Genomic DNA, 12479 nt, shown 5'->3' with positions numbered 1-12479 from the left:
CCGTTCTCTAATTGTTCTCTGAGCCGCAGTTCCAACATAATCCGAACTGTGGTTCGTTTTGTTCCCCACAATGCTCACAACGCCATTCAGGCTCATTTCCGTTTATAGGGTGCAAGTAGTCACGGACAATGGCTTCTGATTGTTTTATGAAGCTGAGGTTCAGCAGCCAGACATAAGGTGATGAAGACTCGTCAAAAGGAATTTCCCCACGAACGCTAAAAAGGGTTTCCCCTCTTACTTCGCAGGGAATGCTTTGCTGACGTAATAATCCGCACACGATATGTGCTTCAGCAGGGTGCTGAGCTATGAATATTTTCATACTACTCGTTGGTGATCGCTCTCTTTTGAAGTTTAGACAGTAACCATTTAGCTATGAAAGGGAATACTCCCAATAAGGCGAAAGAGAGCAACACCGTTGGCGAAACAATGCCTGCAAGTGTCTTTATCTCGGCTAACTGTGTGCCTGCGTTAAGGTAAACAGCGGTACCCGGAAGCATGCCCAGTTGACTCACTAAATAATAGCGAGCGGTTGAAATAGGTGTAAGCCCCATCAGTAGATTGATAAGGAAGAACGGGAACACGGGAATTAGTCTTAGTGTAAAGAGATAGAAAGAACCGTCTTTTTTTACACCTGTGTTGATCGCGTTGAGTTTGTCACTGAAGCGTTGTTGAACCCAATTTCTAAGTAAGTAACGACTGCTGAGAAAAGCGAGCGTTGCCCCTATGGTGCTTGCAAAAGAGACTAACGCAAGGCTAAACCAAAAGCCAAACAAAGCGGCTCCGAGTAGAGTGACAACCGCTGCGCCGGGAATGGAAAAGGCGGTAATAACCACATAAGCAACAAAATATATCAGCGCTGAGTAGAGAAGGTTTTGCTCAATGTAGTGAGAAAGGTTTGCTTGTTGAGCTTTTGCATTCTCAAGAGTTAGATATTGGCTAAATTCAATACCGAGAAAAACAACCACAGCGACTAAAACTAAACCCAGTATCAGTTTACGACTCATTAATTACTCCAAAATAGTCGGCTCATTATTATTAAATGTCCTTCATCTATGGTTAATAAGAAAGGGAAAGTCGATTTTTAATTTCAATCTGGGTTCACTTTTCTTAAATACAGAAAGCTGCTGAAAAACAAAAAGCACTCGTAAAGAGTGCTTTTAAACTTAAGGTAAGTTTTTAACTTAAAGCTTCTGCATTAACTCGTCACGACGAGATTGAGGAATCACCGACCAGTGTTTACCTTCAATTGCACCTTCTAATGCCCAAAGTAACTCTAAACCAACAGTTGTGTTGTGAGTCTCTTGTACCGCTCTGAACGCGGCGAGTGCACCTTTTTGTTGAAGCATATCAACAGAATCGATGCCTGCTTTTTTCAGCATACGCTCTGTAGCCAGACGCATGTTAGGCAGATCTTTAAGGCGATCGGGTTTTGCTTTCGCTTGAGTTTCACGTTCTTGCTTTGCTGCTTCTAAAGCCTGTTTCGCCTCTTCAATAATCTGCTCTGGGGTTTCCCAAGCATTTTCAGGTAAAGCGAAATATTTTGTAACAACAGGGAAACCACGTTTCTTATATACGTAAGGTTCATATCCTTGTTGCTGGAAATTTTTTGAGGAGTGATCATCTGCGCGAATGTGCAGTCGGTCGTTAACCACTAGAGCGAACATCGCGTCGTCGATGAAAATGCCGAACCCTCCGAACATAGAACGTGATTTCACACATCCTAGCTGCTCAAAAAGCCGCATTGAGTCTTTTAGTACTGGTTTATCCATGCTGTTAGTCTCGGTGTATTAACTAATACGCCACCAAATTCAGGTCCGAGAGAATAGCAAAAAAATACATGAAGTATGTCAATCAATAGTCAACTCATGTATAGATTTTTGCCATCGGCAACCCCGCTACCTACCAGTGATGAATGAACATCGTTTGGTTTAGGCCGGAGGCTTTGCGTCCCATCCTTTCAAATGGTTTGCCCTGTGCGTGACACTAGACTGAAAATAATAATCAAAAACTTGAATTAGCATCACATTTATGTGCACTAAATGTGATTTTAGTTCAGAAAATGAACTTTATGTTTACTGTTTTTATTACAATCGAAAAATTTTGCGAGAGATTTCTCGCAAGCCCTAGGAAGTTCTAGGGCTCTATTAAGTGTAACTTATTCTTTTGTGAGATCTTTTACTGTATCGCGTTCAACGATTTCTGGATGCATTTCAAAGATACGGCGTTCGTGTTCTTTGTCTTTAATGCGTTCAAGCAGGATTTCGAAAGCGTTTTTACCCACACGACGTTTCGGTTGGTGGATAGTTGTCAGTGGTGGTGAGAAGTACTCAGCCAATTCAATGTTGTCGTAACCAATGACAGAAATATCGTCAGGTACACGAACACCTTTCTGTTGCAGACGAGACATTAGCCCCAGCGCCATGGTGTCGTTAAAACAGAACACTGCGGTTGGCATTTTATCCATTGCGATGATCTTATCGGCTGCTAAAACGGCAGTGTCGCACTCAAAGTTGCCTTCTAGAATCCAGTTATCATTTACTTCTAGATTGGCTTCGCCCATCGCGCGACGGAAACCAGCGATTCGTTCCTGGCAAGCCAGTTTGTTTAAATGGCCGCTGAGGCAAGCGATGTCTTTGTGTCCTCTGTCGATAAGGTACTTAGTTGCTAAGTAGCCACCTAGTTCAGAGTTGTCGATAATCTTGTCGGCTTTAGACGCTTCTGGACCCCAGTCCATAATAACTTTTGGAATGTCAGCATGTGCATTAAGCATTTCTGATAGTTCAGGAGTGAAGTCAGAACACATCACCAGAATACCATCGACACGTTTTTCAGCCAGCATTCGAATGTAGTCTCTTTGCTTCTCGTAAATACCACCCGTGTTACACAGAATTAGCGTGTAACCTTGGCGGTAACAGTAGCTTTCTACGCCGTCGATAACTTCAGAGAAGAATAGGTTGGTGGATTGAGTAACCAACATACCGATAGTACGTGTTGTATTGCATTTCAAGCTACGTGCTACCGCACTTGGTGCGTAGTTTAGCTCTTTTACTGCTTCAAGAACTTTCTCTTGAGTTGCTTCTGCTACAAAGCGAGTTTTATTAATAACGTGTGATACGGTTGTGGTTGATACGCCTGCTAAGCGAGCAACGTCTTTAATCGTAGCCATAGATTTGTCCTGTTTTGACTGCTGATTTTAGCTAAATTTTATTAGGTCAAACAAACCCGATTACTGGCCGGATTCAGCAGCGGCGAAGTTGAAAAGCTTCTAGCCTAAAGTCACTAAAACACAAAAACCGCTTTGAAACAGCGGTTTGCGTTTTAAATAATGATTAATCATATTTTTGCTGTTGAGTTTAAACCGCAAACGGTTAGCTCGCAACGACAAATCATAAGCGCAAACTCAACGGTAGTCACAATTCATTGCCTAAAATGAGCTGTCGGCGAGAATCAGTCGCCAGTAAGGTAATGTAAATCAAGTTGTAGAAAAGCAACTAATAATACGGAGATTGAAGAATAAAACCCTAATTTGTCCACACTTGAGCAATGAAGAGAAAATTCTGGCACCCAGCTCAGTAAATGATTACGGATATAGTCTGCTTGAAACTGAAGTGCTTTCTCCATATGCGGCTCTTTTTCCAGTTCATTCGAACGGATAATTAGGTGGCCAAGAAAATCCAACTCGATAGAAAGATGATCATAAGACTCATCTGCCTGTTTCTGTACATGAACGCCATTTTGTTCCATCAGATCCGCAATCGCTTGTGCTGGGGATATATCAACAAGCTTAGATTTATCAAAATAGAGTGAAGCATAGGGTAGTGCAGAATTTTCATCACATTTTGAAAATAGATGATCAAAGCTATTGGCTATTTGAACTTGAGCATCCTGTTGCTTGAGGAGTCGGTCGAGGACAGAAATGAACTTTTGGCTAGGTTCTGCTAAATGCGCATTCTCACCAAGACCTGCTAGGAAGTTATGAATTTCTGGGGAGTCATAACGTGCTAACTCCTGTGTAGTGAGCTCATGAGTAAACAGACCTGAAAGCCACCAATAAATTTCAGCACGTTTGTCATTGAATGCTTTAATTTCTTTCATCGCTTAGCTCCGGTTCAGCCTTTTTCTAAGTCTAAGCAATAATTGCGCTTTATATGAAATTTACTGATTAATTTGTTTGGAAATTGTGCTGTAAAGATAAGAAAAAACCCGCACTAGGCGGGTCTTAACAGAGTGTGATGATTACTACTGGTTTTGTGTTACGGTTTCTTCATAACCAGCAACATAGTCACGCAGACTCTGCCAAAGCTGACCTAAACTCTCGTGCCAGAATCGCTCGGTTTGTTCCAAATAGCGTGCTTTAGGCGTGTACTTTTCCCAAGGTTGCGCGATGTTTACTTGCGCCAGAAAGTTGGTTGGCGCTGGAATGGGGTTTAGCCCAGCCGATTCAAACTCTTTAATTGCTCTTTCCATGTGGCTAGCCGAAGTAACCAATACGAGCTTTCTGTTTTGCACGAAAGCTGCGGCTTGTCTTGCTTCTTCCCATGTATCTTTAGCTGTTTCCAACAACACGATATCGGATTTTGCGACGCCAAGAGCCAAAGCAACACGCGCCAGCATACGAGCATGACTGAACTCACTGCCGCCGGAATAGCCAGAAAGAATCAGTTTAGACCCCGGGTACATGCGAACGATGCGTATACCTTCGGCTAAACGCATTAGTGCAGTACGAGAAAGTTCCGATGTAGGCGGTATATCGTCGTCAACAACATGGCCGTTACCTAACACCATTACATAGTCAATTGCCCCTTCCACAGGAAGGAAAGCAGAGTATTGACGCTCCAGTGGCATCAATAAGCGAGTTGATATTGGTTGGAACGAAATAAGGAAAAGACTGGTGAGTGAAAATAAAACGATTAGGCTGCCAGTCTTACGCTTGGCAGTAAACATAATCAGCATTAAGCCGATGAATCCCACAATCAGCAGTGCTGGCAAGGGCATTAAAAAGGATGAAACAATCTTTTTCAGCTCAAACATAAACAAAATAGTCCGAAAAAACAGCACTTGATAATAAAAAGGGAGAAACCCTCTTTATTCCTGCTATTCCTATGACAAAATAGCAGCACGAATTCGTTATCATAACTCAAGCCGCCGTGACAGAAGATCGCAATTTCGACGATATTGCCCACAAATTTGCAAAAAACATCTATGGCTCTGACAAAGGAGAAATCCGCCAAGTCATTGTTTGGGAAGATCTCACACAGATGTTAACAAATTTTGACCAGTCAGAAGCTCCATTGCATGTACTTGATGCAGGAGGTGGACTCGCACAGATGTCACAGAAGATCGCCAAACTTGGGCATCGTGTCACCTTGTGTGATCTTTCTTCTGAAATGCTCAATCTAGCCAAACAGGATATTGCCAATCATGGTTTGCTTGATCAATATCATCTGGTTCATTCTCCTGTGCAAAATATTCAGGAGCATTTGAGTGAACCCGTCGATGTGTTGATGTTTCACGCTGTGATGGAATGGTTGGCGGCCCCTAAACCCGCATTGGAAAACTTGTTAGAACAGGTTAAACCGGGAGGGATGGCGTCTATCATGTTCTACAACTATCACGGGCTGGTATATAAAAATGCGGTTTGTGGCAATATTCCTCATGTATTAGAGGGGATGCCGCATCGAAAACGATTCAAGCTCCAACCTCAAACCGGATTACTTCCTACGGAAGTGTACCAATGGATAGAGGACGCAGGGTTTGAGATACAAGGAAAATCGGGTATTCGCTGTTTCAGTGATTATATTGGCAATGTGAAAAACATGGGCGAATACCAATACGATGATGTATTGGCTTTAGAACGAAAATTTTGTCGTCAGGAGCCATACCTCTCATTAGGCCGATACATACATGTATGGGCTAAGAAAAAACAATAACAGGAATAACAATGGGTGAGTTAACTCAGAAAGCTGTTGAGCAACCTATTGATGAATTGGTTAGCTGGGTAAAACAGCATGATTTCTCATTAAATCTATCGACTGAGCGACTCGCATTTCTCATTGCAATTGCAGTGCTGAGTAACGAAAGATTTGATGAAGAACTCGGTGAAGGCGAGTTGCACGATGCATTCACTATAGTCACTCGAATGTTTGAAGATACAGGTGAAGCGTCGGCTTTTCGTGCTAACAACGCCATTAATGAGCTAGTTAAACAACGTCTTATCAGTCGCTTTACCAGCGAACTCACTGAAGGGGCGAGCATATATCGACTGTCGCCACTGGCGATAGGCATAACCGATTACTACGTTCGTCACCGAGAGTTCTCTAAGCTGAAGCTGTCTATCCAACTCTCTATGTTGGCTGACGAAATGGCAAAAGCTGTCGAATCTGCACAGCAAGGTGGCTCAGTTGGACACTGGAAAAAGAACGTTTTCGGTGTGCTGAAATACTCTGTGGGCGAAATCTTTGACCGTATTGATTTAAACCAACGTGTTATGGATGAGCAGCAGCAATCCGTAAAAGAGCAAATCGCAGAGCTTCTGAATAAAGATTGGCGTGAAGCCATCAATAACTGTGAAGAGCTACTTTCAGAAACATCTTCAACATTGCGCGAGCTGCAAGATACGTTGCAAACCGCTGGCGATGATCTTCAAACTCAGATTTTAGACATTCAGGAGATTGTGTATGGCAATCCTGAACTTGAGTTTATTGAAGAGACCTTATTCAGCTTGCAGATGAAACTCGACCGAATCACGAGTTGGGGTCAGCAGGCGATTGACTTGTGGATTGGTTATGACCGCCACGTACACAAGTTCATTCGTACCGCTATTGATATGGACCAAAACCGTGCGTTTAGCCAACGTCTGCGTCAATCCTTCAATGACTACTTTGAGCAACCTTGGTATTTAACCTATGCCGATGCTGAGCGTTTGATGGATCTTCGTGATGAAGCGTTAGTGCTTCGCGATGATGAAGTGACAGGTAGCGTTCCTGACGAAGTAGAGTACGAAGAATTCCAGCAAGTAAACGATGAACTTGCTGAGAGAATTGGCGCAATGCTGCAAGTGCATAAAGACCAAGGACAAGCGATAGATTTGGGTGCTGTATTACGCGATTACCTCGCCACTCATCCAAAAACTCATCATTTTGATTTAGCACGAATAGTTGTTGATCAAGCCGTTCGACTCGGTTACTCCGAATCGGACTACCGCGCGATTCAGCCGGACTGGCAAGCAATCAACGATTTTGGTGCAAAGGTACAAGCAAATGTCATCGACAGATATTAATGAATACATGCCAGAGAATCTGGCGAAAGCGATCAGCAATCCGCTTTTCCCTGCACTGGACAGTGCCTTGCGTGCGGGTCGACATGTTTCCAGCGACGATTTAGATAATCACGCATTCCTATCGGATTTTGAAACGGAACTGGCGCAATTTTACCAACGTTACAACACCGAACTGGTACGCGCCCCTGAAGGCTTCTTCTACTTACGTCCGCGTTCTACAACACTTATCAACCGCAGTATTTTGTCCGAGCTGGACATGCTGGTGGGTAAAGTGTTGTGTTTCCTTTATCTTAGCCCTGAGCGTTTGGCTCATGAGGGTATCTTTACCAATCAAGAGCTGTATGAAGAGCTGCTTGCGCTAACCGATGAGAAAAAGCTCATGAAGTTAGTGACGAACAGAGCCAACGGTTCGGATTTGGATAAAGAGAAGTTATTTGAAAAAGTTCGAGCATCACTTCGTCGTTTACGTCGTCTTGGCATGATTATCAATATCGGCGAAACCTCAAAATTCAGTATCAGTGAAGCGGTATTCCGTTTCGGTGCCGATGTACGAGTAGGTGACGATATGCGTGAAGCGCAGCTGCGCTTGATCCGCGATGGTGAAGCTGTTGTGCATACTCAGGAACCGAATCAACATAGTTTGTTGGATGAAGGTTCATTAGAGGAAGACTTGTTAGACGAGGATTCCCTAACAGATCAAGAGCAAGTCGATGATACAGAATTGGAAGGTGAAGCATGATTGAAAGAGGTAAGTATCAATCGCTGACCATGGTCAACTGGAACGGCTTCTTTGCTCGTACATTTGATATTGATGGCTTAGTAACGACACTATCTGGCGGTAACGGAGCTGGTAAATCGACCACTATGGCAGCGTTTATCACTGCGCTTATCCCTGACCAAAGCTTACTGCATTTCCGCAATACGACAGAAGCAGGTAGCTCGCAAGCGTCTCGTGACAAAGGTCTGTTCGGTAAATTACAACCGGGTGCCTGTTACGCGGCGCTTGATGTGGTGAACTCTCGCAAACAGCGCTTATTGTTTGGCGTGAAGCTGCAACAAGTCGCGGGTCGTGATAAGAAAGTGGATATCAAACCATTCCTTATTCAAGGCTTGCCAAGTCATATCAAACCGACTGATATCCTAATCGAAACGGTTTCAGACAAGCATGCGCGCGTACGTCAAATCAACGATGTGAAAGCCGCAGTCTCTGCGATTGAAGGTGCACACTTCAAAGCGTTCAGCTCTACCGTGGATTACCACGCGCAAATGTTCGAGTTTGGCGTTCTGCCAAAGAAACTGCGCAGCAGTGGTGATCGTTCTAAATTCTATCGTTTAATTGAAGCGTCTTTATACGGTGGTATTTCAAGTGCGATTACTCGTTCGCTTCGTGATTACCTATTGCCACAAAATGGCGGGGTAAAGAAAGCGTTCCAAGATATGGAATCGGCGTTGCGTGAAAACCGCATGACGCTTGAAGCGATCAAATCAACCCAAGCCGACCGCGATCTGTTTAAACATCTGATTACGGAATCGACCAACTACGTTGCGGCTGACTATATGCGTCATGCAAACGATCGTCGCAATAAAGTTGGTCAGACGCTTGAACTGCGTAAAGAGTTAATGAGCTCTCGTGAAACCTTGATTGAGCAAAACAGTTTGCTTAACCGAGTGCATGAAGAACTTGAGATGTTGGTTGAACAAGAGTCTGCACTTGAGCAAGACCATCAAGGTGCTTCTGACCATTTGCAACTGGTTCAAAACGCATTGCGTCAGCAAGAGAAGATTGAACGCTATCAGGATGATCTTGAAGAGCTGAACATGCGTCTTGAAGAACAGATGATGGTGGTTGAAGAAGCTCAAGAGCGCTTATTAGAAGCTGAAGAGCAGGCGACAGTTGCGGAAGAAGAGGTGGATAGCCTCAAGACGCAACTGGCCGATTACCAACAAGCACTGGATGTGCAACAAACCCGTGCACTGCAATACCAACAAGCATTGCAAGCGCTAGATAAAGCGCAGCAGCTATTGGGTGATGAAGCCATCAGTGCTGAAAACGCCGTAGCGAAAGTGGCAGAGCTTAAGCAGCAGCAGGAAGAGCGCACTTCAGAGTTACTGTCTCTGAAACACAAACTCGATATGTCGTCTGCGGCAGCGTCTCAGTTTGAGAATGCGTTTAGCTTAGTGAAGCGCGTGTTGGGCAATGTTGAACGCCAAGATGCAGCTCAAGAAGCAAGAACACTGATTCGTCGTGCGAATGAAGCACAACAAGTGACGCAAAACGAACAACAGTGGTATGCGCAGCAACGAGATTTAGAACGTCGCTTAGAGCAACAAACCGCTGTTCGTAAACTTGTTGATGAGTACCAAAAACAACACAACGTCACTTTGAGTAATGAAATGGCGGTTGAGCAAGAGCTAGAACGTCATCAAGCAGTATTGGAAAACTTAGAATCGACACAAGAAGAACTGCGTGAAAAACGCAGTGAACAGCGTCGTCTAGAGCAAGACCAAGTGCAGAAGATCACTCAGCTTGAAGCTATCGCTCCTGCTTGGATTAAAGCCAACGATGCACTAGAAATTCTTCGTGAGCAAAGTGGTGCTGAGCTGGCTAACAGCCAATCGGTTATGGCAGAAATGCAGCAGGTATTGGAGCAGGAAAAAGTCCAATCCAACGCGAAAGATAAGCTTGCTGAGCGTCGTGATGTTCTAGAGCAAGAAATTGAACGTTTAGCGTCTCCAAGTGGTTCGAACGATCCTCGCTTGAAAGGCTTAGCCGATACGCTTGGCGGTGTGTTGCTGTCGGAAATTTATGACGATATCACCATTGAAGATGCACCATATTTCAGTGCGATGTATGGTCCTGCACGTCACGCGATTGTGGTTTCTGACCTCACAGGTATCAAAGAAAAGCTCATTGAACTGGATGATTGTCCTGAAGATCTCTACCTGATTGAAGGTGATGTAGACGCGTTTGACGATAGTTCATTCAATGCTGAAGAACTGGATGGCGCTGTTTGTGTTCAGTTCAATGATCGTCAGATTCGTTATTCACGTCTGCCAGCTATTCCTCTGTTTGGTCGCGCAGCCCGTGAGCAACGTTTGGAACTACTACGTTCTGAACGTGAAGAAGTGGTGGAACAACACGCGAAAGCTGCTTTTGACTCGCAAAAGCTGCAACGCCTATACACTAGCTTCAATGAGTTTGTCGCCAAGCATCTGCACGTTGCGTTTGATGCAGACCCAGAGCAAGCAATTCAAGTGGCGCGTGATAAACGTAACCAAATCGCTCGTACTCTGGCTGAGTTAGACAGTCAGGATCAACAACAACGCAGTCAGGTGCAGCTCAGCAAACAAGCGATTTCCGCACTGGATAAAATTGCGCCGAACATGTTGCTGATTGAAGACGATTCTTTAGCGGAACGAGTGGAAGAAATCGCGCAAAAGATTGCTCAGTTGAGTGAATCGAAAAGCTTTATTTCGGCTCATGGAAAAACCATCGCTGAGCTAGAGAAAGTGGTCAACGCGCTAGACGCAGACCCAGAGCAATTCGACGCACTGGAAGAGCAATATCAGCAAGCGGATACACAACTTCAACAATTGAAAGCGCAGATCTTCGCATTATCTGATTTGGTTGAACGTCGCCATCACTTCGCTTATTCAGACTCAGTGGATATGTTGAGTCAAAGCAGTGAATTAAGTGAGCAGTTGAAAGCGAAGCTAGTGCAAGCGGAAAGCACCCGTAATCGCACTCGTGAAGAACTGAAACAGTCTCAAGCGCAAATTGGTCAATACAATCAGGTATTGGCATCGCTGAAGAGCTCGCATCAGGCAAAACTTGAAACGGTTCAAGAGTTTAAGCAAGAACTGCAAGAGTTCGGTGTTCATGCTGATGAAGGTGCGTTAGAGCGTGCACAGCATCGTCGTGATGAACTGTATGAACGTCTGCATACTTCTCGAGCTCGTAAGAGTGAATACGAACGTACTATCACTTCAACTGACCTTGAAATGAAAGCGCTGGTCAAGCGTCTAAAGAAAGTTGAGAAAGACTACCGTGACTTACGTACGTTTGTCGTCAACGCGAAAGCGGGTTGGTGCTCTGTACTGCGTTTAGCGCGCGAAAATGATGTAGAGCGTCGTCTGCACAAACGTGAACTTGCGTACCTGTCTGCGGATGAACTGCGCTCTATGTCAGATAAATCATTAGGTGCACTGCGTCTTGCAGTAGCAAACAATGAAGATCTGCGTGATGCGCTACGTCAGTCGGAAGACAATGCTCGCCCTGAACGTAAAGTATTGTTCTACATTGCGGTTTATCAGCACCTTCGCGAACGTATTCGTCAAGACATCATTCGTACTGACGACCCAGTTGAAGCTATCGAAGAGATGGAAGTGGAGCTGGCACGTCTAACCGAAGAGCTGACTCAGCGTGAGAACCGTTTGGCTATAAGCTCTGAATCGGTGGCGAGCATTATTCGCAAAACCATTCAGCGTGAACAGAACCGCATCCGTATGCTGAACCAAGGCTTGTCAAACATTGCCTTTGGTCAGGTGAAAGGCGTTCGTCTGAATGTGAAAGTTCGTGAAAGCCATGAAATCCTATTAACAGGATTGTCAGACAACCATGAGCAGCACAGAGATCTGTTTGAAAGCTCTCGCTACACCTTCTCAGAAGCGATGGCGAAGCTATTCCAACGTGTGAACCCACATATCGATATGGGTCAGCGCTCTGCTCAGGTACTGGGCGAAGAGATGCTGGATTACCGTAACTACTTAGAACTGAGCGTTGAGGTCAGCCGTGGTTCAGATGGCTGGTTGCAAGCGGAATCTGGCGCACTGTCTACCGGTGAGGCGATTGGTACTGGTCAATCAATTCTGTTGATGGTGGTTCAAAGCTGGGAAGAAGAGTCTCGCCGTCTGCGTAGCAAAGACATCGTTCCATGTCGTCTGCTGTTCTTGGATGAGGCTGCGCGTCTAGACTCTAAGTCAATAGCAACGCTGTTCGAGCTGTGTGATCGCCTAGATATGCAGCTTCTGATTGCGGCTCCTGAAAACATCAGCCCAGAGAAGGGGACAACCTATAAACTGGTGCGTAAGGTGTTCAAAGATCATGAGCACGTTCACGTGGTTGGCTTGAGAGGCTTCGGACAAACTGAAAAAACAAAGTCGGAAGAACAGCTGTTAGCTGAAGAACTCAGTTAATAAC

General features: G+C 44.7%; 10 protein-coding genes and 1 riboswitch. Of the genes, 4 read left to right on the top strand and 6 right to left on the bottom strand.

The window, feature by feature from the left end; all coding sequences use genetic code 11:
* Positions 1-7: 7 nt before the first annotated feature.
* From P4S58_RS08800 to elyC, 6 genes are all read right to left on the bottom strand, one after another.
* Positions 8-319 (bottom strand): DUF7577 domain-containing protein, encoded by a 312-nt coding sequence (locus tag P4S58_RS08800; RefSeq protein ID WP_102965980.1) that lies wholly within the window; start codon positions 317-319, stop codon positions 8-10.
* A 1-nt stretch (position 320) separates the two neighbouring features.
* Entirely contained in the window at positions 321-1004 is a 684-nt protein-coding gene (locus P4S58_RS08795; RefSeq protein WP_042481996.1) for a TVP38/TMEM64 family protein, read from the bottom strand.
* Between the two features lie 177 nt (positions 1005-1181).
* Complete coding sequence (locus tag P4S58_RS08790; protein ID WP_042481998.1) at positions 1182-1769, bottom strand: TfoX/Sxy family DNA transformation protein; 588 nt, start codon at positions 1767-1769, stop codon at positions 1182-1184.
* Between the two features lie 113 nt (positions 1770-1882).
* Positions 1883-1981, bottom strand: a riboswitch (cyclic di-GMP riboswitch).
* Between the two features lie 174 nt (positions 1982-2155).
* The gene (gene purR / locus P4S58_RS08785; RefSeq protein WP_042481999.1) at positions 2156-3166 is read right to left on the bottom strand and encodes an HTH-type transcriptional repressor PurR; all 1011 of its coding nucleotides are present in this window, start codon (positions 3164-3166) and stop codon (positions 2156-2158) included.
* Positions 3167-3447: 281 nt separating this feature from the next.
* Positions 3448-4095, bottom strand: a complete 648-nt coding sequence (torD, locus tag P4S58_RS08780; RefSeq protein ID WP_337163646.1) for a molecular chaperone TorD — start codon at positions 4093-4095, stop codon at positions 3448-3450.
* A gap of 144 nt (positions 4096-4239) precedes the next feature.
* On the bottom strand, positions 4240-5058 hold the full coding sequence (gene elyC, locus P4S58_RS08775; protein ID WP_102963519.1) for an envelope biogenesis factor ElyC: 819 nt from the start codon (positions 5056-5058) through the stop codon (positions 4240-4242).
* A gap of 89 nt (positions 5059-5147) precedes the next feature.
* Here elyC and cmoM point away from each other — a divergent pair, with 89 nt between their 5' ends.
* The 4 genes from cmoM to mukB are packed head-to-tail and all read left to right on the top strand — an operon-like array spanning position 5148 to position 12475.
* A complete protein-coding gene (cmoM, locus tag P4S58_RS08770; RefSeq protein WP_337163642.1) occupies positions 5148-5930 on the top strand; it encodes a tRNA uridine 5-oxyacetic acid(34) methyltransferase CmoM in 783 nt (260 codons plus the stop codon).
* A gap of 11 nt (positions 5931-5941) precedes the next feature.
* Entirely contained in the window at positions 5942-7279 is a 1338-nt protein-coding gene (mukF, locus tag P4S58_RS08765; protein ID WP_337163640.1) for a chromosome partition protein MukF, read from the top strand.
* A complete protein-coding gene (mukE, locus tag P4S58_RS08760; protein ID WP_180980513.1) occupies positions 7260-8018 on the top strand; it encodes a chromosome partition protein MukE in 759 nt (252 codons plus the stop codon). The genes mukF and mukE overlap by 20 nt, the downstream gene beginning before the upstream one ends.
* Positions 8015-12475 (top strand): chromosome partition protein MukB, encoded by a 4461-nt coding sequence (gene mukB, locus P4S58_RS08755; protein WP_337163638.1) that lies wholly within the window; start codon positions 8015-8017, stop codon positions 12473-12475. The genes mukE and mukB overlap by 4 nt, the downstream gene beginning before the upstream one ends.
* The last annotated feature ends 4 nt before the right edge of the window (positions 12476-12479 follow it).

The sequence above is a fragment of the Vibrio sp. Hal054 genome (assembly GCF_037162405.1).
Lineage (GTDB): Bacteria > Pseudomonadota > Gammaproteobacteria > Enterobacterales > Vibrionaceae > Vibrio > Vibrio diazotrophicus.
The sequence above is the reverse complement of the archived record's forward strand: the minus strand, read 5'-3'. Positions and strand labels throughout refer to the sequence as shown.

Bases quoted from the DNA above. Each gene is read 5' to 3' on its own strand.
- mukE (WP_180980513.1), top strand. From the start codon at position 7,260: ATGTCATCGACAGATATTAATGAATACATGCCAGAGAATCTGGCGAAA.
- torD (WP_337163646.1), bottom strand. From the start codon at position 4,095: ATGAAAGAAATTAAAGCATTCAATGACAAACGTGCTGAAATTTATTGG.
- P4S58_RS08800 (WP_102965980.1), bottom strand. From the start codon at position 319: ATGAAAATATTCATAGCTCAGCACCCTGCTGAAGCACATATCGTGTGC.
- P4S58_RS08790 (WP_042481998.1), bottom strand. From the start codon at position 1,769: ATGGATAAACCAGTACTAAAAGACTCAATGCGGCTTTTTGAGCAGCTA.
- P4S58_RS08795 (WP_042481996.1), bottom strand. From the start codon at position 1,004: ATGAGTCGTAAACTGATACTGGGTTTAGTTTTAGTCGCTGTGGTTGTT.
- purR (WP_042481999.1), bottom strand. From the start codon at position 3,166: ATGGCTACGATTAAAGACGTTGCTCGCTTAGCAGGCGTATCAACCACA.
- mukB (WP_337163638.1), top strand. From the start codon at position 8,015: ATGATTGAAAGAGGTAAGTATCAATCGCTGACCATGGTCAACTGGAAC.
- mukF (WP_337163640.1), top strand. From the start codon at position 5,942: ATGGGTGAGTTAACTCAGAAAGCTGTTGAGCAACCTATTGATGAATTG.